Below are 20,351 nucleotides of genomic sequence, written 5' to 3'. Positions count from 1 at the left end.
GGGCGGAGCAGAACGGTCACTCGCGCGGCTGTGCGGCGATCTCCTCGTCGAAGCGGGCGGTAAGTTCGGGCTTTGCGGCGGAGGCGGCGGCGAAGTCGTAGTCGACGAGCGTCACCTCGGCGAGCTTCACCATCTTGTCGGAGCTGGTCGCCTTCGGGTTCGTGAGGATCTGGTAGGAGCCGACGGTCTGTCCGAGGTTCTGGGCGTCCGCCGAGATCGCCCAGTCGACGTACTTCTTCGCGGCCTCGGCGTGCTTCGTGTTGGCGATCAGTGCGACGCCGCCGACCTCGTAGCCCGTGCCCTCCTTGGGGAACGAGACGACGAGATCCTTCATGCCTTCTTCCTTGTACTTCACGCAGTCGTGGGAGAAGACGAGGCCGACGCCGACTTCACCTCGTCCGGCGATCTGGCCGGGCGCAGTACCCGACTTCGTGTACTGGAGGACGTTGTTGTGGAGCTGCTTCATGTAGTCGAGCGCCTGTTCCTCGCCTCCGCGAAGGGCGACCTGGGTCCACAGGGTCGTGAACGCGGTGCCCGAGGTCGAGGGGTGGGCGGTGGAGACTTGGCCCTTGAGCGCCGGGTCGAGGAGGTCGTCCCACGAATCCGGGACGTTCACCCCGAGCTTGTCGAGGACGGCCTGGTTGGAGCAGAAGCCGAGGACGCCGACGTAGACGCCGGTCCAGAAGTGATCGGGATCCTTGTAGTCGGCGGGAATGTCCGCCGCCGAGGGCGAGTCGTACGCCTCGATGAGTCCCTTCTCCGCCGCAGCGCCGTAGCCGTCGACGGGGCCGCCGTGCCAGACGTCGAACTCGGGATTGTCTTTCGCGGAGTCGAGTCGGGCCACGGTCTCGCCCGAGGAGAGGCGGACGTACGTCGCCTTGATTCCGGTCGCCTGCGTGAAGGTCTCCGTCCGTTTCTGGCACAGATCCTCCATCGCTCCGCAGGCGACGGTGAGGGAGTCGGAGTCGCCGGCACCGGATGCTCCGCTCGAGGCGGACTGCGAGGGATCGGCGACGACGCAGGCGCTGAGTGTGATCGAGGCGATGGCGCCGAGGGCGAGAGCGGGAGCGATACGGCGTTTCGTCATGGGGATTCTCCTTCGAATCGGGCACGAGGCGTGTCGGGGTCTTCGGCGACCCGGGGACTCCTTCATGGTCGACGACGGCGCCGGCGAGCGGGTCTCCTCCCGGTAACCCTTGGTAACGCCCCGGTTACCGAGCCGGAGTCGTCCTCGGCATCATGTAGCCGATGCCGCGCACCGATTCGATGTACTGGCGTCCGTTCTCGCCGAGGGCCTGGCGGGCCCTGTAGGCGCTCATCTTGATCATGTCCTTCCCGCCGATCGGATCGTCGACCGCCCAGACCGTGTTGAGGAGTTCGCGGTAGCTCACGCATTCGCCGATGCGGCGCGCGAGAACCTCGAGGAAACGCATCTCGGTGTTCGCCAACTCGATGACGCTTCCGGCCAACTCGATGCGGTGCTCGACCACGTCGATCGTGAGGTCGCCGTTCGTGATGCGTCGCGCTGGCTCTCCCTTCCATCGACGGACGAGCGCCTGAGCGCGGAGTGCGAATTCCTTGGGACTGAAGGGCTTGGTGAGGTAGTCGTCGGCGCCCGTTTCGAGTCCGCGGATGACGTCGGACTCCTCGGAGAGCGCGGTGATCATCATGATGGGTACTCGGGAGCACGCCCGGATCCTCTCCGCGAGGGTGAGTCCCGAGATGGAGGGGACCATGAGGTCGAGGACGACGAGGTCGAAGGCGACTGCGGAGAAGGCCTGCCATGCCTTCGCCCCGTCCTTCGCGGTCGTCACGTCGAATCCCGCGGTCTCGAGGGCGAACTGCATGATCATGAGCACTTGAGGTTCGTCGTCGACGACGAGGACGCGGGCGGGGCGCTCCGGGGCGGTCATTCCTGCGGGCTCCTCTCGTCGACTCGTCGCCACCGGCGCGGCAGGACGAGGTAGAAGGTCGTTCCCTTGGTGGAGACCGTGTCGACGAGGACGCGGCCGCCGTGGAGTTCGACGATCTTCTGGGTGATCATCATGCCGAGTCCGGTGCCGGGCCTCAAGGAACCGCCAGTGGCGAAGGGGACGAACAGGCGCTCGCGCTCTTCCGAGGTCATCCCGCGTCCGTCATCGGCCACTTGAATGGTGACGTCCTCGTCCGAGTCGGCGAGGGAGACGAGGATGGAGGCCCCCTCGCCGGCGTGACGGGCGGCATTCGTCACGACGTTGGTGATCGCCTGGCTCATGAGCCGCGGGTCGGCCTGGAGGTGGATGGGTGCTCCGTGGTTGTCCAGTCGGATGGATGCCGAGTGAAAGCGGCGGAGCTGGGCGACTTCGCGTCGGACGAGTTCGCGCATCTCGACTCTCTCGAGTCGGAGGTTGAAGAGCTCGGATTCGAGGCGGATCTCCGCGAGGAGATCGGCCGCCATTTCGATGACCTGGTTGGAGTTCTCCGCGATCGTCTGCGCGAAGCGCTTCTGCGTGGGGTTGAGCGGTCCGGCGGCTTCGTCGAGGAGGAGTTCGGCGGCGCCGCGCACGACGGTGAGCGGCGTCCTCAGCTCATGGGAGAGGATGCCGGGCCTGCGCAATCGCTCGGCGTAGAAATCCTTGATACGGGCGAGTTCGGCACGGGTACGGATCAGCTCGCGCCGGCTGAGCGCGAGCGCGACAAGGCTCGCGGCAAGTGCGATAACCGCGATGAGGAGTGCAGTGGAAGTCAAAATCATCGATTCGCCTCCTTCGTCTCGCGAGTGTCCACACCCTAGCGGGCCGGGCCCCGCTGCGTGGCGGCCGTGGGGCTGGTGGGGTGAACGCATCCCCTCGACGTACGAAGGTGATGCTCTCGGTGGAGTGGCGGCAGTGTCGCGGGTGGGGTGTGCCCTCACCTGGTCATGCGCCGCGGGCCGCGAGGTCATGCGCCGCGGCGGCGCGCCTCATACCCCTCGAGGCGGCGCCCGGCCCCGCCCTCGTCGATCGATCGACTACCCTGGGCGCGTGGCCATTGAATTCCCCGAAGAAATCCATGCACTGCGCACGACGATGGAGAACGTCCTCGCCGTCGTGCAGCCCGACCGCCTGCGCGCGCAGATCGACGAGCTCGAAAAGCAGGCGACCGCGCCCGACCTCTGGGACGACCCGGCGCACGCGCAGGAGGTCACCTCCGCGCTCTCGCATCGCCAGTCCGAGCTCGAGCGCGTCACCCGCATGGTCGACCGCATCGACGACCTTGAGGCGATGGTCGAGATGGCGGGGGAGGACCCCGAGGAGGCCGCCGACATCCTTGCCGAGGCCGAGGGCGACCTCGCGAAGCTCAAGAGCGACATCTCCGACCTCGAGATTCGCACCCTCCTCGACGGCGAGTACGACGAGCGCAACGCCGTCATCACGATCCGAAGCGGCGCGGGCGGCGTCGACGCCGCCGACTTCGCCGAGATCCTCCTGCGCATGTACCTGCGCTGGGCCGAGCGACACGGCTACCCGACGAAGGTGATGGACACCTCCTACGCGGAGGAGGCGGGCCTCAAGTCCGCGACTTTCGAGGTTCAGGCGCCCTACGCGTACGGGACCCTCTCCGTCGAGGCGGGCACGCACCGCCTCGTCCGCATCAGCCCCTTCGACAATCAGGGTCGCCGCCAGACGTCCTTCGCGGCGGTCGAGGTCATCCCGCTCATCGAGTCGACCGACCACATCGAGATCCCCGAGTCCGAGCTGAAGATCGACGTCTTCCGCTCGTCCGGCCCGGGCGGTCAGTCCGTCAACACGACGGACTCCGCGGTCCGTATGACGCACATCCCGACCGGCATCGTCGTCTCCATGCAGGACGAGAAGTCGCAGATCCAGAACCGCGCCGCGGCCCTGCGCGTCCTCCAGTCCCGCCTCCTCGTCCTGCGCCACGAGGAGGAGCAGGCGAAGAAGAAGGAGCTCGCCGGCGACGTCAAGGCCTCGTGGGGCGACCAGATGCGCTCCTACGTCCTCCAGCCCTACACGATGGTGAAGGACCTGCGCACCCAGTTCGAGTCCGGCAACCCGCAGTCCGTCTTCGACGGCGACATCGACGGGTTCATCAACGCGGGCATCCGCTGGCGCAAGAACCAGCAGAACGACCCCGAGAACGCCTGACGGACACCGCCTCCGCCCTCGTCGCCCATCTCCGGGGACGAGGGCGGAGCCGTGCGCGCCGCGTGTCGGAAAGGGGTCGGGGGCGCGTGCGCGCCTAGTCTGATCGGGACCACAACCCCGATCCGGACGGCCCAATGATTCGATTCGACGACGTCACCATGGTGTACATGCCGGGCGCGAAGCCCGCGCTCGATCGCGTATCCCTCGAAGTGGAGCGCGGGGAGTTCGTCTTCCTCGTCGGCAAGTCCGGCTCGGGCAAGTCGACCTTCCTCCAGCTCGTCATGCGCGAGATCAAGGCGACGTCCGGGAAGGTGTGGGTCCTCGGGCAGGACGTGTCGAAGCTGTCGAACTGGGCGGTGCCGAAGCTGCGCCGCCAGATCGGCACGGTCTTCCAGGACTTCCGCCTCCTTCCGTCGAAGACGGTGTACGAGAACGTCGCGCTCGCCATGCAGGTGATCGGCAAGCCGAAGCACGCGATCCAGACCGCGGTCCCCGAGGCACTCGCCCTCGTCGACCTCGCGGGCAAGGAGAAGCGCCTGCCGCACGAGCTCTCCGGCGGCGAGGAGCAGCGCGTCGCCATCGCCCGCGCGATGGTCAACCGCCCCGAGCTCCTCCTCGCGGACGAGCCGACCGGCAACCTCGATCCCGATACCTCGCTCGGCATCATGCGCCTCCTCGACCGGATCAACCGGCAGGGGACGACGGTCGTCATGGCGACCCACGACGCGGACATCGTCAATCAGATGCGCAAGCGCGTCATCGAACTTCAGGGCGGCGAGGTCATCCGCGACCAGTCGCGCGGCGTCTACGGATCGGCGAGGTGATCGCGTGAAGCTCCGATTCATCCTCTCCGAGGTCGGCAAGGGCCTGTCGCGCAACCGGGCGATGTCCGTCGCGGTCGTCCTCGTCACCTTCGTTTCGCTCCTCTTCGTCGGCGTCGCGGGCCTCTCGCAGATGCAGGTCATGCGCATGAAGTCGCAGTGGTACGACAAGATCGAGGTCTCGGTCTACATGTGCGCGATCGACGACGGGACGCCCTCGTGCAACGGCGAGGAGGCGAGCGCCGACCAGATCGCCGCGGTGCGCGACAAGCTGAACTCCGACGAGATGAAGCCGTACGTGAAGAACGTCTACGAGGAGTCGAAGGAGGAGGCGTACGCGAACTTCAAGAAGCTCTACGGCGACTCCACGATCGGCCAGTGGACGACGGCGGACATGATGCAGGTGTCCTTCCGGGTGAAGCTCGTCGATCCCGAGCAGTACTCGATCATCAAGGAGGAGTTCTCCGGCGTCGCCGGCGTCTCCGAGGTGAAGGACCAGCGCGAGATCATCGAGCCGCTCTTCAAGGTCATCGACGCGGCGCGCATGCTCGCGCTCGGGCTCGGCGCGGTGATGATCATCGCGGCGATCCTCCTCATCTCGACGACGATCCGCCTGTCGGCGATGAGCCGCGAGCAGGAGACGCAGATCATGCGCTACGTCGGCGCCTCGAACCTCTTCATCCAGGCGCCGTTCATGATCGAGGGTGCCCTCGCCGCCGTCGCCGGAGCCCTCCTCGCGGACGGATCGCTCTTCGCGGCCGTTCACTTCCTCGTCCAGGGCTGGCTCGCGCCGGCCTTCAAGTGGACGAGCTTTATCGGAGCGGGCGAGGTCGGGATCATGACTCCGCTTCTGATCCTCGCCGCCGTGCTCCTCGCCCTGGTAGCGTCGGGGGTATCCCTCGCCAAGTACACGAAGGTGTGATCATGGTGCGCTCATCCGTCGGACGACGGCGCGGTTCGAGGGCTCTCGCCGCGTCGCTCGCACTCGCGACCGCGGGACTCCTGTGGGCGGCGCCCGCGCTCGCCGAGGATTCGCGCGACGACATCGCGCAGAAGAAGGATGCCGCCGCCGCGCAGATCGACTCCCTCAACGCGGAGATCGACGGGATCGACGCGAACCTCTCGGCGATTTACAAGGCGCTCGCCGAGGCGAACGCGAAGATCCCGGTCGCGCAGAAGACCCTCGAGGACGCGCAGTCCCGGCGCGACGCCGCCAATCGCGCGCACGAGATCGCGCTCGGCCAGCTCGTCGCCGCCCAGGGCGACCAGGAGGCGCTCGAGAAGGAGATCGCGGAGGCCGAGGCGAAGCAGCAGCAGGCCAACGAGGCGATCGGCGACCTCGCCAGGCGCATGTACAAGAACGGCTCGAGCTCCGCGGTGGTCGTCGCCCTCACGAAGTCGGGCACCGAGTCGATCGACGAACGGGCGGCGGCCGCCGACGCGATGGCCCGCTCCCAGTCCCAGGCGCTCAACGCCGCCCTCGACGTCAAGGCGACGCAGCGCACCCAGGTGAGCCGCCAGAAGGCGATCACCGAGCGCATCGCCGAACTCGAGGCTCAGGCCGAGAAGGCCCTCGAGGAGGCTCGGGCCGCCGAGGCCGACGCGCAGGCGTCGCTCGCCGCCCTCGAGGCGGCGAAGAAGGACGCCGAGGCGAAGCAGGCCGTGTGGGACTCGAAGAAGTCCGAGGCGAACGCGCAGCTCGCCCAGTCCCAGGCCGACTACGACTCGATGACGGCGAAGCTGCAGGCGATCGACGCGGCGAACCGCGCGCAGAACACGAGCTACACCTCGTCGTCGGGCTTCCGCAATCCGCTGCCCGACGCGTCGATGATCATCACCTCGCCCTTCGGCTGGCGTATGCACCCGGTCCTCGGATACGCGAAGTTCCACGCCGGCACCGACTTCGGCGCGACCTGCGGGACGCCGATCTACGCGGTCGCCGACGGCGTCGTCGCGGCGGTCTCCTCGAGCGTGTCGGCGGGCAACTACGTCGACGTCAATCACGGGATGATGGGCGGCAATTCGGTCGTCACCGAGTACCTCCACATGCAGGCGATCTACGTGTCGCCCGGCCAGTACGTCTCGGCGGGCACCGTCCTCGGGCAGGTCGGCATGACGGGGTACGCGACGGGCTGCCACCTCCACTTCGGGGTGCTCCAGAACGGCGTCAACGTCGACCCGATGGGCTACTTGTAGACCGGGGCGCTAGACTGGGCGTTCTGTTCGGGAGGGGCTCCGCCCTCGTCGACGGGGGAGAGGAGGTGCGCCGTGCCCAAGGACTGGAAGAAGCCGAAGCCCACGGAGGGCGAGCGGCGGAAGGCCGCGTCCGACGCGAAGAAGACGATCGCGCGCAATAAGAAGGCGCGCCACGACTACCTCATCGAGGACACCTGGGAGGCCGGGCTCGTCCTCTCGGGGACCGAGGTGAAGGCCCTGCGCATGGGCCGCGCCTCGCTCGTCGACTCCTGGGTCGAGGCGAAGGACGGAGAGGCCTGGATGTACGGCGCGAACATCCCGCTGTACTCGCAGGGCTCGTGGAACAATCACGCGCCGACGCGCAAGCGCAAGCTCCTCCTCCACAAGGCGGAGATCGAGCGCATCGAGCAGAAGGTCGCCGCGAAGGGCTACACGGTCGTCCCGCTCGAGCTCTACTTCATCGGAGGCCGCGCGAAGGTGGAGATCGCACTCGCCAAGGGCAAGCAGGAGTGGGATAAGCGCCAGTCGCTGCGCGAGGCGCAGGACAAGCGCGAGGCCGAGCGCGCGATGCGCCGCTACGTGAAGCAGGCCCGCCGATAGGGGAAAGAAGGCGACCTTGTGCGAGGCTCCGTTAGGATTTTTCGTCGTGATCTGCTGAGGCTGCTACGTGTACCGGTCGCGTGGATTGTCATCATCGGTATGGCGTTCGTTCCCGCGCTCTACGCGTGGTTCAACATCGTTGGCTTCTGGGACCCGTATTCGCAGACTTCCCACATTCGCGTGGCGGTGGCGAACGAGGACGAGGGCGCGACCAAGGACCGGATCGGCACCGTGAATGTAGGTGCGATGCTTGAGACTCAGCTGAATCAGAACGATCAGCTGGGCTGGCACTTCGTGAGCGCCGACGAGGCCCGCGCGGAGGTCGAGCGCGGTGATTCCTACGCGGCCTTCATCATCCCGGCGTCTTTTTCGCGTGACCTGACGGGCATCGTTGACGGCACGTACGTCAAGCCGAATATCCAGTATTACGTCAACGAGAAGAATAATGCGGTCGCCCCGAAGATCACGGGGGCGGGTGCGACGGCGCTGGACCGCCAGATCAATTCCGCGTTCGTCTCGACGGTGGCCAAGGTTTTGTTGGAGAAGGCGTCCGAGGCCGGGGTGAGCATCGCGAACAACGCTGACCAGAAGCGTTCGGACGTGTCCGCGTCGGTGTCCGAGGCATCGGCCAAGCTGGGCAGTGCGTCGCAGACCCTGGATGGCATGGGGAAGAAGATCGACGCGGCGAAGGCGTCGGTGGCCTCGGCGCGTGCGCTCCTGGGGGAGCTGGATGGCGCAGCTTCGGATCTGTCGGCGTCCCTGGACCAGGCGGACCAGCTCGTGAGTGATTCGCGTTCCTCGCTGGCCTCATTCTCCGGTCAGATGGGCGGGACTCTTGATGGCCTGTCCTCGAATGCGGCGAGCGCCCTTGCGGGTGTCTCGGCCGACGCGGGCACCCTTGACGGTGCGGTGCAGGGCGCGTCCGGGCGCGTGGGTGGCCTGCTCACTGAGGGCGCGTCGATTAACGACTCGGTGGGCGAGGTGCTCGCGGATCTGAACGCCCTGGGGATCGGTAACCTTCCTGCGGCGGGGACGGCTCTGACCGACCTGACGAACCAGAACGCTGCGTTGTCCACGGTGCTCGGCAACCTGACGACCCTCAACTCGGACCTCTCGGCGACCTCCTCGTCGATATCGGGCGCGCTCACGTCTGCGTCCGACGCCTCCGCTGCGGTGTCGGCCTCGGTGACGAGCGCCCGCAGCGGTGTCTCCTCCCAGCTGCCCGCCATTTCCTCGGCCCTCGATGATTTCTCGAGCGCGTCCTCCTCGATGCGAGGTTCCCTCGACACTCTGCGCAGCCAGCGCGACCAGGTGTCGGGCCTGCTCGACCAGCTCGATTCTCTCCTGGACGGGACAAAGACGGCGACTCAGACGAGCGCCACGAACGTCGCTGCGATCACGGCCGACCTGAACTCGGTGGCGACGGACATCTCCTCGCTGTCCTCCTCGAACACGCTGCGAGACCTCGCGGACTCCCTCGGGGGCAATGCAGAATCGATCGCCTCGTTCATGGCCTCGCCGACGCAGATCGAGACGAAGGCCGTGTACCCCGTGCCCGCCTACGGCTCGGCCATGGCGCCGCTGTTCACGAACCTGGCCCTGTGGATCGGAGCGTTTGCTCTCGTCATCCTTATTAAGCTCGACGTTGATGAGGAGGAAGTGGGCCCGGTGTCCTCAGCCGCCAAGTACATGGGCCGGTGGATGCTGCTCGCCTTCTTCGGCGTCATCCAGGCGCTCGTCGTGTCGATCGGCGACCTGATCATCGGCGTGCAGACGGTCTCCCGCCTGGCCTTCGTGGGGACGTCGATCGTTATTTCGCTGGTGTTCGTGTCGATCATCTACATGCTCTCGACGTGCTTCCAGCATATCGGCAAGGGCCTGTGCGTCATCATCGTGGTCCTGCAGATCCCCGGCGCCGCCGGCCTGTATCCGATCGAGATGATGCCGTCCTTCTTCCGTTTCCTCTATCCGTTCTTCCCCTTCACCTACGGGATTAACGCGTTGCGAGAGACGGTTGGGGGCTTCTACCGTCACGAGTTCGCGGTCGCCATGGGCGGGCTGGCGGTCCACGCCGTGGTGTCGTTCCTGGTGGGCCTGGCGCTGCGCCCCTACCTGGTGAACCTGAACGCGATGATTACGCGTGACCTGGCCTCCTCTGGCCTCTTCATGGCCGAGGCAACGCGCGTCCCCTCCAGCCGCTACCGCCTGAGCCAGATCGTGGCGGCCTTGGCGGACCACGACGGTTTCCAGCGCTCGGTGAGCAGCCGCGCCGCGCGCTTCGAGCGCCGATACCCGAGGATTCGCCGCGTGGCGATCGTCGTCGGCATCATCGTGCCGGTGGCGCTCGCCGTCCTGTCGGTCGCGAACGTCGCGGAGGTGCCGATCGTGCTGGGTGCATGGATCGTCTGGGTCCTCCTCGTCATCACGTTCCTGATCGGCCTGCAGTACGTGCGCGAGGCCCTGGCGCGTCAGCAGCTCCTGGGTGCCATGGACGAGGGGGACGTGCGCTCGCTGCTGACCCGCCGCGTGCAGGGCGCGCGCTCGCGTCTCGCGCTGGGTGCTGCCGCTGTGGGCGCGTCGATCTCGTCGGCGCTGGCGTCCTCCCTCGGTGAGCGTGGGGGAGAGGATACGGACGAGGCTGGCCCCGGCCTCGTCGATGAGGACAGCGCGGGCGAGGCATCGGAGGCGGCGAAGGGAGAGCAGCAGTGAGCACCATCTGGGCCATCTACCGCGGCGACCTGCGCCGCGCGCATCGTTCCTTCATTGCGACCGTCGTCGTCTTCGGCCTGGTCGTCATTCCGTCCCTGTTCACGTGGTTCAACGTGGCGGCCTCGTGGGACCCGTTCGGGAACACGCGAAGCCTGCGCATCGCGATTGCGAACACGGACGCGGGCTACAAGTCGGACCTGGTGCCGCTGCACGTCAACATTGGGGACTCTGTGGTGTCCGCGCTGCGTAAGAACGACAACTTCGACTGGGTCATCGCGTCCGAGGATGAGGCGGTCGAGGGGACGCGCTCGGGCGAGTACTACGCGGCCATCGTCATCCCGTCGGACTTTTCGCGCGAGATGCTGACCTTCTTTGATGGGGGAGCGTCCTCCGCGCCGATGACCTACTACGTCAACGAAAAGAAGAACGGTATCTCACCGAAGATCGCCGGGCAGGGTGCCGAGGCCGTGAGCGCCCAGGTGAACCAGATCTTCGTGCAGACCCTGTCCGAGGTCGCCCTCGACACGGCAACGTCGGTGGGGGATGCGCTGTCCGCCCCGTCCGCGGTCAACACGGTGACGGCCCTCGATAACCGCGTACAGAGCGTCGCCTCGCGCCTGCGTACCGCGGCCGATAGCGCGGATGCCTACGCGTCTCTCGTGGGCTCCTCGGTGACGCTTATCGACTCGACGACTACGCTCGTGGACGGGCTGGGCAGCGCGAAGGGCTCTGCGCAGTCCGCGGTCTCGAGCGCTCAGGCCGGAGCGGGCGGACTCGGATCCGCTGCGTCGGCGGCGGTCTCCTCGGTGTCCGATGCGATCTTCGCCTCGCAGTCCTCGCTGTCCTCCCTGTCGAGCGCCGTCGAGAACGTGTATGCGAACGGCTCGACGAGCGCGTCGGACGCAGCCTCGACGCTGCGCTCGCAGGCCTCCGTGCTGGACACGCAAGCCGCCAGCTTCGCATCGATCAAGTCGATGCTGGAGGCGCTGCCGGGCTCGCCCGTCTCCCAGTCCTCGATGGACCGCCTGCAGGCCGCCTCCGACCGTCTGACCGCGGTTGCGAACGGGCTGCGTTCCTCCGCCTCCGAGCTGGACTCCAAGGTCGCGAATGCCGACGCTGGGCGCGCGAGCGCGAACGGCCTGATCGCCCAGGCGCGTTCCGCGGTCGACGGCCTGTCCTCCGACTACGAGAACAACCTGCGGCCTCAGCTTGAATCGCTGGCCGCCACCCTGGCCTCGGCCCAGTCGTCCCTGAGCGCCGCGCGCACGTCCCTGGAGGGTGCGACGTCCACGGCCTCGAACGGCAGCGGCAGCTCGCGCGACGGGCCGACCCAGCTGCGCGACAACCTGAGTGGCGCGGCCACGAGCCTGCGTGAGGCGGCCGGAAAGCTCGACTCTCTGCACTCCTCGATCAGTGAGGCGCTTGCCAGTGGTGACCTGACGACGCTGGGAACGATCATCGGGAATAATCCCGAGGCCCTGGCCGCGGCGATTGCGGCACCCGTGGGCGTCGAGGAGATTCCCGTCTACCCGGTGGAGAACTTCGGCTCCCAGATGGCGCCCCTGTACACGATCCTGGCCCTGTGGGTCGGCTCCGTGCTCATGGTGGTGTCCATGCGCTCGGACGTCGCGGACTCCAACGTTGCGGAAGGCCTGCGCGAGGGTGACTCGCTGCGTGCGACCCTGACCGCGAAGCCCGTCGGCCTGGCCGCCGGGTACCTGGGCCGCTACCTGATTTTCGGGACGATCGCGCTCGCCCAGGCGACCCTCGTGGGGTTGGGCGACCTGTACTTCCTGAAGGTCCAGCACGCTCGCCCGCTGCAGTTCATGGGCACCCTGTGGCTGACGGCCGCCGTGTTTTCCTTCCTCCTGTACACGCTCATTGCGACGTTCGGGAACGCGGGCAAGGCCCTAGGCGTGCTGCTCCTGGTCCTGCAGATTTCGGGCGCCGGGGGAGCGTTCCCGCTGGCGATCCTGCCGTCCTTCTACTCGTCGATTTCGCCGTTCCTGCCGGCCACGCACGCGATCACGGCGCTGCGTGCGTCGATCGCCGGGTACGCGGGGCACGAGTACGCGGACGCCATGTGGTTCCTGGCCTCCTTCATCCTGTTTGCCGCGTTCCTGGGGCTGGCGCTGCGCCCGCTGCTGGTGCGCAAGAACCGGCGCATGGTGGAGAAGCTGGAGTCCACGAAGCTGCTCTGAGGCGTCGGTATTTCCCTTGACGGGCGGGGGGCTGTGGGCGTAGACTAATAAATCCGTGGGTCTGCGGCAACGCAGCGTGTCGGTGAGTTGAAAACTCAAAAGGGGATGATCGGTTTCGACAGTGGTCGTCGATCGAAGTGAAGCGAGCCGAGAATGTACGCTCAACTCGTTAACGATGCGTGCAAACCAATAGGTGCCGAACAGAATCGCACCGACTACGTTCTCGCTGCCTGATATCGCAGCCTGAACCTTTAGTCCGTCAGCCCGGGAGTTGCTTCCGGCCCGGTGTCTGGCGTCGCCTAGGGAGCCACTGGGAGTCGCCCATGTTGATGGGGCGCCTCCGACACTTCATCAACTGAGCCTATCCAGCGGTGAGTCTACGCGGGTGCTGGGGGCTGAGAAATAAAACCGTAGACTGCGCTCGGAGAAGAATTCGGGGTCGGCTGCTGGACGGGGGTTCGATTCCCCCCATCTCCACCAATCCGCATGATTCCAACGAAAATCCCCCATTGGGGAAAGCGCGTGCTACCTACGTGCTACATCGGCCAGGAGTCACGCCTTCGAACAGCATGGTTGCGCCCTCCTCTGGAAGGACTCGCCATGTTCCTCGAACTTGATCCGCTCACCCTCTCCCGCCACGGTCACCACTACAAGGATCCCGCCCGGTGCTCCTTCCTCGAGGTCGTCGGAGTGAGCGACCGTGAGGGCGGGACCGTCGAGGTCCGCCTCTCCCTCCTTCAATCGGGGATCTCCAAGAATGGGCGGCGTGAGCCCGTCCCCTCCTCGGAGTGGATGCGGGTCGTCCTGACGCTCACTCCCGGCGAGGCCCGCGAACTGTCCGAGCGGCTCCGCGAGTCGGCTCTCGGCGTCGGCTATGCGGACTGTGCGGCCGCTGCGCCCGTCCTGCCGCGCATGGTGGACTTGTGGCCTGAGCGCAGGGGAGTGCGTTACGAGTGGGCACACGGGTGTTCTCCCGCGTGCCAGTTGGGTCACGCTGTGCCCGCGAGCGCGTCGGAGTCGGTTGCGGCTGGGGAGGGTGTCCTGTGAGCGCGCCGATTACCGTCGGGGAGCTGGATGCGGCCGCGTGGTGGGAACGGTCTGATCTGTGGGCGGATCGCGTCGACCCGTCGTGTTGGGTTCGGCGGATCGTGGTCGAGGTGCCCGGAGACGATGCTGGGGTGTGCCTTGAGGTGAGCGTGAGCGACGAGGGCGGGCCCGTGGTGGACGTGGTGACGGTCGAGCACTCGGCGCGTGACCTGAGTGCGCTCGCGGCCGTCCTAGCGGATCTCGCCGTGCGGGCGGCGGGTCTGCCGACCTCGAGGCAGCCCGACTAGCTGGGGGCCTTGTGCGGGGGGGGGCGGGCGNTTTTCTCGCAGCGGCCCGCGCCCGCCGCTCTCTCCTCCTCTCTTTTCGTCGGCAGCGTCAGATGTGTATAGGAGGCAGGTGCGGGGGGGGGCGGGCGTGCCGTCGTCGTGCGGTGCTCCCGGCCCCCGTCGTCGAGGCGGATCCTCGGTCGCCGAAAGTTCCAAGTTGGAAATTCCTGCCGGGTCTCGCAGCGGTTCCCAGTTCCCGCCACCTATGTACGGAACCGGGAACTGTCCGCAGGGCTCGAGGCGCGTTCGCAGGGCGTCGAGCGTTCGGGCCTTTGTGTTCGGTTTTCGCACCCCATGTTTTCGGCCCCTCGGGTCGGTTGTTGAGGCGGCTTCTGCGCAGGTGGTGAGGGCATTGCGCTCCCTGGATCCTCTCGGCGCAACCTGAGCGCCGCCCCGCCCGTGCTTTCCGGCGGGATCCTCTGCGCTCGCGGGCGTCGCAATTCAAACAGTTTTGAATACCGGCGGTCGGGATCCTCTGCAGGGCTGGGGGAGTGCTCTCCTGGATCCCCTGGGGCAACCGCCATGCAGTCGAGCCCCCTCCGAGTCGGGAAGCAACCCAACTGCCTCCCGGCCCGGAAGGGGCCGCGTCCATCATCCCACCGACATGGGCCGGATCCGCTGCGCTCGCGGGCGGGGAGGTCGAGGCCCTCCTCGCAGGGGATGGGGATCCGGAAGGGGCGGGTACTCACAATCCGAGTATCCCCTCGGCCCCGTCCTCGAGGGGGTAGGGGGTCGGAATCGCGAGGAATGCAGCGGGGGCGGAGTGGACGCCCGCAGGTCTCCTCTCCCCCCGGCGGTACCCGGGTCGCGCGCGCGTGCGCGTGCTCCTCGAGCCCACGGAAGTCAATGCTCTGCGGCCCGCCTCTTGCTGCCCTCTCGAGGCGGTTTCGGCGTCGACGGCGGCCCCCACTCTGGGATGCCCTAAGCGGGGCTTAGGCGTGCCCGCAGGATGCCCGAAATGCGCGTGCAGGGCCGTCGCTGACGGGCGTTCGGTGCGCGCGTGTGTGCGCGGCTGGAGCGCGTTTTCTGTCGTCTCTGGGGCGCGTCTTCCGTCTCCTTGTTTTCCCCCTTACGGGTCGGGAAACGGTGCGCCCGCAGGGGTGTTCGGCGCGGTTGCCGCTCCTTGCTTCCATGCTCTCGAGGCCGGTCGGAAATTGCAGATCTGCAAAATTCGAGTTGCCGTGCGCGCGCGTCGAACAGGTCGGGGGAGACGAGTGATCCGCTGCGAGCGCGATCCGGATCCGCAGGGGGAGCGGGCGAACGAGGTCTTCGGGCCAATGCGGGCGATCCGGATCCGCAGGGCCGGGCGAATAACCGTAACGGCCGGAACACCTGGGCCGCGAGCGCCGTCGGCACTCCTCTCGCAGGTCGCCGCCGGTTCGCCCCGGTTCTCGCGTGCTCCGTGTGTGAATCGCGCTGTGCCTTCTGGGGGCGAGCCTAGGAGGGGGGAGGGGGATCCCCTTGGCTGGGCCGCTTCGCGTATCGGCTCTGCCAGTGTGTACGGGTCTTCGGGATCCTCTCGCATGGAAACCGATGTGAGGGGAGCGGCATTGCCGGTCGGCGGTGCGTGTTGATAGACTGTCAGCGTGACGCCCTAGGGCTTCCGGCTCCTCGCTTGCGGGGAGCGGACCCCTAGGGCATTAGTCTTTGCACATGCCTCACGATCCGGCCCAAGTGCCTAGCTTGCGTCCTCTCATAGGCGAGGCGCGACTCGCGCACTACCTGGAACGCTACAACGGCAACGAGGCCTTGGCTCTGCGCCTGTACATGTGGAATCTTGAGCTTTCTTCGGCGTTCTGGGGGCCGTTATCGCTCCTGGAAGTGGCGTTGAGAAACCAGCTCCAAGGATCTCTTCGGCCTCATACGTTGGGCGGCGCATGGTTGGAATCGCACCTGTGCACGCGCGAGCGCGTGGCACTTGATCGGGCGCTCCTCGATCTTGAGCGCTCCGGTATCGATGAGCCTACGGACGATGATCTTGTGGCGAGCCTGTCCCTCGGGTTTTGGGTCGGCCTCCTGACGCCGGGGCAGCCTAGGGACAGGGATCTGAATTACGAAACCGTCTTGTGGCGGCCGTATCTGTCGACCGCCTTTCCGCACATGCCCGCTGAGATGGGCAGTTATCCGAGTCGTCGCCGTCTTCATGCGGAACTCGATACGATCCGCAAGTTCCGTAACAGGATCGCTCACCATGAACCTGTGTGGCGAGGTAATCACCGGCAGATGTTGGACCTCATTGTCGCGGTCGCGGGCTATATGGATGCTGACATGGCGGCGTTCCTTGAGAGCACGCATCGTGTCGACGAGGTGATTGGGCGGATGCGTGTGGCCGTCGCTGACGGCGTGTGCGTGATCTAGTTGCGGGATCGCGAACGGGTCTCGCAGCGGCTGGGTGAAAAGTTTTGAACCCGGCGCACTGTTTTCGTGTTTCACCGGCGGTCCCCTCGAGGGCGGTCCGCCCCCCCTCCCCTGGGGGTCCTTGGGTGGGATCCGCGTCGGGGAGGGGTGACGGGCGAGGGGCGGTTAGCGGGTTGCCCAGTCGGTGCGGGCGGCCTTGTACGCCTTGAGGATGTGCTCGAGGCGGGCCATGTCGTCGAGGTCGCGAATGGTCGTCTCTGGCACGTTGAGGACGGGCCCCGTCGTGTCGGCGGGCGCGTCGAACGGGTTGGGCACGTCGCCGGGGTCGAGGCCGTCGGACGGGTCGCCGGGGCGGGTGATGGTGAACGCGGCCCCGTTGATTACTCCGGCGGGCGGCGTCGCGAACGGGTCGGGGAGTGGGGTTCGGCGGATGGGTTTCCTCGGGGGTCGGTGTACGACGGTCATCATGTGTCCTTCCTGCATGTGGTGGTGGTGTCGGTAGGGGGCGGGAACCGGCTGGGGCATGAAATCCCCAGACCCGTACAAGGAGGAACTTGCAGCGCCTTATAGGGCTGCCCGGCCCCCGGGTACGGGGTCCCCGCCCCCACCGTGTTGGGGTGCTCTTGTGTTGGGGGAACAGTCGAGCACCTTGCGGTTAGGCGGCGTCCTCCTTCACGCCGCTCCTCTGCCAGTAGGTGAGGCCCCCATACACGCCCCGCTCCTTCGGGTAGGCGAGCCCGTAGGCGAGGCAGGTCTCGCGGATCCGACACGGGGCGCACGCGCTCGCGGCTTCGGCTTGGACGGTGGGCCTGTGGTCGATGAATCGCGGGTCCCCGGCGCAGGGCGTCCCGGCTTGTGCGGCCCTTGTGAGTCGGTGGTGTGCGTGTTGTTGTTCGCCCTTGAGGCGCACGGGGAGCGTCTCGCCCTTCATGCTGCGTCCGGCCCGTCGGCGAAGAGGTCGCTGGGGGAGTCGGTTTGGACGGTGTGGACGGTTTGGACGGTTTGTTTCCCTGGGGTGATGCCCATCCGTCTCCACACGTAGGCGAACGACTCCTTCGTGTAGCCGCGGGCGCCGTCGAGCTTGGTGCTATGGATCTTCGCGGCTTGGGTGAGGAGTCGTCCGAGACGCTGGGACGTGAGGGCCTTCCCGAAGGATGAGGACTCTCCCCAGTAGTCCGGTCGGCAACTGATGAGGTAGCGGATGAGGTCGGGCGTCCTGACGAATCGTGACTCTTCGGGCCAGATCCGTGCGAGGTCGTCGAGGAGGACAACCCCGGCGGGCCGCTTCTCGATGCCGTCCTCACGCTCGAGGCGTTGCTCTTCCAAGTCGTCCATGATGAGGTCCTCCACCTTCTTGGGCCAGTCGCCGCCCGCCACTTGGGCGATGCGGGCGAGCGGCCCCCACTTCTCCTTCATCCGCCCCTTGCAGTCGGCGGGAACTATCGGCTTGTGTTGCTTGATGCTGTCGCGCGCCGATTCCATGACTTCGGCAATGAGGGCTTGCAGGTCGGCGGCCCTCGGCGCGATCTCCTCCCAGTCGCTTTCCTGGATGGTCCCCTCCGAGTCGGGCATGAGGAGGATCCGGATCGACCTCTGTCGGGTGTCGTCGGGGAGCTGGGGAGCATTGCCCGCCATTGCCACGGGCCCGAAGGTCGGCATCATCTCTGGCTCCCACGCGCCCTTCCCCGTCGGCGTGAGAACGGGACGTTCTCCTCCCGGCTTGTACCCGCTGTTGAGGATGGCAATGAGGTCGTTCAGATTCGGGTTCGTCGGCGAAAGGGTCCGATGGACTTCGTCAATGAGGAGAGTCCTGGGCCCGTCCTTGAAGACGCGGGCGAGGAGTGCGGCGCTAGTGAGGGCGGCCGCCGAAATCGGCGCGTGGCATAGGTGCTTGAGGTGCTCGAGAACCGTCGTCTTCCCGGATCCTGGGGTGATCGAATCAATGATGAGCCTCGGCGTCGACCACGTTTGCGGACACACATACGTGTGAACAGTCCACAGTGCGAGGAGGTCGAGGTCCCCAGATTCGTGACGGCGACGTAATCGGAGAACCACGCACGGACGGTCTCGAGGAGGTCCCTAAGCCTCTCATTGAAACCGTCCAAACCGTCCAAACCGTCCAAAGCGGCATAACCGTCCCAATCGAAGTCGGTCATCGGGCACCTCCGAACCGCTGACGCCACGGTGACGGGGAGGACTGGATCCGACGCCACTCCTCGGCCGCCCCCTGCGCTCGAGCGAAGTCGCCGCGCCTGATGCACAACTCCTCGAACGTCGGAGTCACGGCGGCGTCGTGAGCGACTCGGGCCGCGTGGCGACCAAGCTTGGCGTCCCACTCCTCGAGGGCCCGCCGGTCCAACCGCCTGAGGGCTTGGGCGAGGTCGTCGAGGCACAGTTCATACCCTTTGGGGATTCCCTCCATCATCCCGGAGTCATGGCCTGAGTCGTAGCCGCGCACGTAGCCGTGCTGGAACTCGGGCGTGTATTCCTGTTGGGTCATTGTCCGGCTCCCGCCTCTTCGGCGAGCGCCTCGGCCACGTCGTCGGCGGCCGCTTGGAGCATCCGGATACGGGCGAGCGCTAGGTGTACTTCCCCGTGAGGTTGTGAACGCGTTGTGCGGGGGTTTGGCCTTTGATGCCGGTGTGGGGTCGGTGGTGATTGTAGGTGTGGAGCCAGTGCGTGTAGGCGGCTTCGCGTTCGGTTTCGCTGGTGTAGGGGCGCGCGTAGGCCCNCGTGAGGTTGTGAACGCGTTGTGCGGGGGTTTGGCCTTTGATGCCGGTGTGGGGTCGGTGGTGATTGTAGGTGTGGAGCCAGTGCGTGTAGGCGGCTTCGCGTTCGGTTTCGCTGGTGTAGGGGCGCGCGTAGGCCCATTCGGCGAGCAGGGTCCGGTTGAAGCGTTCGACCTTCCCGTTCGTTTGGGGGCGGTAGGGCCTGGTGTACCGGTGTTTCACCGCGTCTGTGAGCGCCCTGTTGAACACGTGCGACCGGTAGCAGGACCCGTTGTCGGTGAGCACTTCGCGCACACTGATCCCCGCTTCGGAGAAGAAAGCAGCCGCCCGCTTCCAAAAGCCCGCGGCCGTCGCCTTGGTCTCATCGTCGAGGATCTCGGAGTAGACCAGACGCGAGTAATCGTCGACCGCGTGGTGCAGGTACCGGTAGCCGCGCGCCCCTGAGGCTCCTTTCCTCGCGGCCCTGTCGCGGGCCGCGCCCGCGGCGCGGTCCTGGGCCGATCCGCGACCGTGAACACGCCAGCCCCCGCCGTCGGGGATGCGGCCAAGCTTCTTGATGTCCACATGGACCAGATCACCCGGACGGGGCCTCTCGTAGCGCACCGGCCGGGGTTTGCGCACCGCGAGCCCTGTGGCCCGGTCGACGTGCGCGAGGAGCGGCATGTGGTAGCGGTTCAGGACCCGCCCGACCGTGGAGCGGGCCAAATGCAGGTGGTAGGCGATGCGATGCGGGCCCAGTGGCGAGTGAAACGCAAGGCGATGATGCGCCGCTCGACGCGCTTGGGCAGGCGGGTGGGGCAGTGATGGGGGCGGGAGGACCGGCCGGAAAGGGGCGCGCCCGCCCGATACCGGTCCACCCACCGCTTGACCGTTGCCGGCGAGCATCCGAACCGTTCGGCCGCGCGCCGCAGGGACCAGCCCTGATCGACGACAAGAACAGCAAGGCGGCGCCTTCCCTCCGGCGTCAACGGTGCATGAGCGTGTGTCACGAAGGCCTCCTTGTACAGGTTGCGAGTGTGGTAACCCACATCCTGCCAAGGAGGCCTTCACCTCACCACGCCGTTCACAACCTCCCGAGGAAGTACACCTAGGGGGTGTTGAAGCGTCTGACGCGAGCGTGAGTTGCGTGTTGCTGTAGAGGGATCTGAACAGCTGTCGCGAAACTTTCTAAAAAGGATCACCTTGGCTATTCTCTATAAGGTTAGCCTAAGCTAATCTCCTACTCTTGTGAAAGTAA

Annotated in this window: 19 protein-coding genes, 1 other RNA gene and 1 pseudogene; 12 read left to right on the top strand and 9 right to left on the bottom strand. The window is 66.6% G+C overall.

The features are described 5' to 3' along the window. Window positions 1-16 precede the first annotated feature (16 nt). The 3 genes from DY157_RS06490 to DY157_RS06480 form a co-directional block, all read right to left on the bottom strand. Complete coding sequence (locus DY157_RS06490; RefSeq protein WP_115727744.1) at window positions 17-1,087, bottom strand: ABC transporter substrate-binding protein; 1,071 nt, start codon at window positions 1,085-1,087, stop codon at window positions 17-19. 124 nt (window positions 1,088-1,211) lie between these two features. Next, window positions 1,212-1,913: a response regulator transcription factor gene (locus DY157_RS06485; RefSeq protein WP_115727743.1), complete on the bottom strand. Its 702-nt coding sequence runs from the start codon at window positions 1,911-1,913 to the stop codon at window positions 1,212-1,214. After that, window positions 1,910-2,734 (bottom strand): sensor histidine kinase, encoded by an 825-nt coding sequence (locus tag DY157_RS06480; RefSeq protein WP_115727742.1) that lies wholly within the window; start codon window positions 2,732-2,734, stop codon window positions 1,910-1,912. Before DY157_RS06480 ends, DY157_RS06485 begins: the two co-directional genes overlap by 4 nt. A 268-nt stretch (window positions 2,735-3,002) precedes the next feature. Here DY157_RS06480 and prfB point away from each other — a divergent pair, with 268 nt between their 5' ends. The 11 genes from prfB to DY157_RS06425 all read left to right on the top strand — a co-directional run bounded on the left by prfB (window position 3,003) and on the right by DY157_RS06425 (window position 16,385). Beyond that, window positions 3,003-4,127: a peptide chain release factor 2 gene (gene prfB / locus DY157_RS06475; RefSeq protein ID WP_115727741.1), complete on the top strand. Its 1,125-nt coding sequence runs from the start codon at window positions 3,003-3,005 to the stop codon at window positions 4,125-4,127. Between the two features lie 134 nt (window positions 4,128-4,261). Further along, complete coding sequence (gene ftsE, locus DY157_RS06470; protein WP_115727740.1) at window positions 4,262-4,951, top strand: cell division ATP-binding protein FtsE; 690 nt, start codon at window positions 4,262-4,264, stop codon at window positions 4,949-4,951. A 4-nt stretch (window positions 4,952-4,955) separates the two neighbouring features. Further along, window positions 4,956-5,870 (top strand): permease-like cell division protein FtsX, encoded by a 915-nt coding sequence (ftsX, locus tag DY157_RS06465; RefSeq protein WP_115727739.1) that lies wholly within the window; start codon window positions 4,956-4,958, stop codon window positions 5,868-5,870. A gap of 2 nt (window positions 5,871-5,872) precedes the next feature. Continuing rightward, window positions 5,873-7,144, top strand: a complete 1,272-nt coding sequence (locus DY157_RS06460; protein WP_115727738.1) for a peptidoglycan DD-metalloendopeptidase family protein — start codon at window positions 5,873-5,875, stop codon at window positions 7,142-7,144. 72 nt (window positions 7,145-7,216) lie between these two features. After that, window positions 7,217-7,744 carry an SsrA-binding protein SmpB gene (gene smpB, locus DY157_RS06455; protein ID WP_115727737.1) on the top strand — a complete coding sequence of 176 codons (528 nt, stop codon included), beginning with the start codon at window positions 7,217-7,219 and terminating at the stop codon, window positions 7,742-7,744. 18 nt (window positions 7,745-7,762) lie between these two features. Then, on the top strand, window positions 7,763-10,453 hold the full coding sequence (locus DY157_RS06450; RefSeq protein WP_115727736.1) for a YhgE/Pip domain-containing protein: 2,691 nt from the start codon (window positions 7,763-7,765) through the stop codon (window positions 10,451-10,453). Next, a complete protein-coding gene (locus DY157_RS06445; protein ID WP_115727735.1) occupies window positions 10,450-12,654 on the top strand; it encodes a YhgE/Pip domain-containing protein in 2,205 nt (734 codons plus the stop codon). Before DY157_RS06450 ends, DY157_RS06445 begins: the two co-directional genes overlap by 4 nt. 101 nt (window positions 12,655-12,755) lie before the next feature. Beyond that, window positions 12,756-13,134, top strand: a transfer-messenger RNA (tmRNA) gene (gene ssrA, locus DY157_RS06440). Window positions 13,135-13,254: 120 nt separating this feature from the next. Beyond that, window positions 13,255-13,701 (top strand): hypothetical protein, encoded by a 447-nt coding sequence (locus DY157_RS06435; RefSeq protein WP_115727734.1) that lies wholly within the window; start codon window positions 13,255-13,257, stop codon window positions 13,699-13,701. Beyond that, window positions 13,698-13,988 (top strand): hypothetical protein, encoded by a 291-nt coding sequence (locus DY157_RS06430; protein WP_115727733.1) that lies wholly within the window; start codon window positions 13,698-13,700, stop codon window positions 13,986-13,988. Before DY157_RS06435 ends, DY157_RS06430 begins: the two co-directional genes overlap by 4 nt. 1,692 nt (window positions 13,989-15,680) lie before the next feature. After that, window positions 15,681-16,385 carry a hypothetical protein gene (locus DY157_RS06425; protein ID WP_115727732.1) on the top strand — a complete coding sequence of 235 codons (705 nt, stop codon included), beginning with the start codon at window positions 15,681-15,683 and terminating at the stop codon, window positions 16,383-16,385. Window positions 16,386-16,550: 165 nt separating this feature from the next. On the opposite strand, the gene DY157_RS06420 is transcribed toward DY157_RS06425, so the two are convergent. The 3 genes from DY157_RS06420 to DY157_RS11370 form a co-directional block, all read right to left on the bottom strand. Next, a complete protein-coding gene (locus DY157_RS06420; protein ID WP_115727731.1) occupies window positions 16,551-16,853 on the bottom strand; it encodes a hypothetical protein in 303 nt (100 codons plus the stop codon). A gap of 187 nt (window positions 16,854-17,040) precedes the next feature. Next, window positions 17,041-17,316, bottom strand: coding sequence for a WhiB family transcriptional regulator (locus tag DY157_RS06415; protein WP_115727730.1), 276 nt, complete (start codon window positions 17,314-17,316; stop codon window positions 17,041-17,043). Beyond that, complete coding sequence (locus tag DY157_RS11370) at window positions 17,313-17,957, bottom strand: DUF3631 domain-containing protein (protein WP_160159471.1); 645 nt, start codon at window positions 17,955-17,957, stop codon at window positions 17,313-17,315. Before DY157_RS11370 ends, DY157_RS06415 begins: the two co-directional genes overlap by 4 nt. Here DY157_RS11370 and DY157_RS11365 point away from each other — a divergent pair. Beyond that, window positions 17,935-18,375, top strand: coding sequence for a hypothetical protein (locus DY157_RS11365; RefSeq protein WP_160159470.1), 441 nt, complete (start codon window positions 17,935-17,937; stop codon window positions 18,373-18,375). The genes DY157_RS11370 and DY157_RS11365 overlap by 23 nt on opposite strands. Window positions 18,376-18,537: 162 nt before the next feature. Here DY157_RS11365 and DY157_RS06405 read toward each other — a convergent pair whose 3' ends face one another. The 3 genes and pseudogenes from DY157_RS06405 to DY157_RS11970 all read right to left on the bottom strand — a co-directional run bounded on the left by DY157_RS06405 (window position 18,538) and on the right by DY157_RS11970 (window position 20,103). Then, window positions 18,538-18,885: a hypothetical protein gene (locus DY157_RS06405; RefSeq protein WP_115727728.1), complete on the bottom strand. Its 348-nt coding sequence runs from the start codon at window positions 18,883-18,885 to the stop codon at window positions 18,538-18,540. A 79-nt stretch (window positions 18,886-18,964) separates the two neighbouring features. Then, window positions 18,965-19,855, bottom strand: a pseudogene (locus DY157_RS06400) (IS481 family transposase); the annotation flags it as partial. Then, window positions 19,789-20,103, bottom strand: coding sequence for a helix-turn-helix domain-containing protein (locus DY157_RS11970; protein WP_407923455.1), 315 nt, complete (start codon window positions 20,101-20,103; stop codon window positions 19,789-19,791). The pseudogene DY157_RS06400 and the gene DY157_RS11970, both read right to left, overlap by 67 nt. Window positions 20,104-20,351: the final 248 nt, after the last annotated feature.

Source organism: Actinomyces culturomici, assembly GCF_900499005.1.
Taxonomy (GTDB): Bacteria; Actinomycetota; Actinomycetes; order Actinomycetales; family Actinomycetaceae; genus Pauljensenia; species Pauljensenia culturomici.
The sequence above is the reverse complement of the archived record's forward strand: the minus strand, read 5'-3'. Positions and strand labels throughout refer to the sequence as shown.

Bases quoted from the DNA above. Each gene is read 5' to 3' on its own strand.
- DY157_RS06435 (WP_115727734.1), top strand. From the start codon at position 13,255: ATGTTCCTCGAACTTGATCCGCTCACCCTCTCCCGCCACGGTCACCAC.
- DY157_RS06490 (WP_115727744.1), bottom strand. From the start codon at position 1,087: ATGACGAAACGCCGTATCGCTCCCGCTCTCGCCCTCGGCGCCATCGCC.
- DY157_RS06480 (WP_115727742.1), bottom strand. From the start codon at position 2,734: ATGATTTTGACTTCCACTGCACTCCTCATCGCGGTTATCGCACTTGCC.
- DY157_RS06425 (WP_115727732.1), top strand. From the start codon at position 15,681: ATGCCTCACGATCCGGCCCAAGTGCCTAGCTTGCGTCCTCTCATAGGC.
- DY157_RS06405 (WP_115727728.1), bottom strand. From the start codon at position 18,885: ATGACCCAACAGGAATACACGCCCGAGTTCCAGCACGGCTACGTGCGC.
- DY157_RS11370 (WP_160159471.1), bottom strand. From the start codon at position 17,957: ATGCCCGACTCGGAGGGGACCATCCAGGAAAGCGACTGGGAGGAGATC.
- DY157_RS06415 (WP_115727730.1), bottom strand. From the start codon at position 17,316: ATGAAGGGCGAGACGCTCCCCGTGCGCCTCAAGGGCGAACAACAACAC.
- DY157_RS06485 (WP_115727743.1), bottom strand. From the start codon at position 1,913: ATGACCGCCCCGGAGCGCCCCGCCCGCGTCCTCGTCGTCGACGACGAA.
- DY157_RS06420 (WP_115727731.1), bottom strand. From the start codon at position 16,853: ATGATGACCGTCGTACACCGACCCCCGAGGAAACCCATCCGCCGAACC.
- ftsE (WP_115727740.1), top strand. From the start codon at position 4,262: ATGATTCGATTCGACGACGTCACCATGGTGTACATGCCGGGCGCGAAG.
- DY157_RS11365 (WP_160159470.1), top strand. From the start codon at position 17,935: ATGGTCCCCTCCGAGTCGGGCATGAGGAGGATCCGGATCGACCTCTGT.
- DY157_RS06460 (WP_115727738.1), top strand. From the start codon at position 5,873: ATGGTGCGCTCATCCGTCGGACGACGGCGCGGTTCGAGGGCTCTCGCC.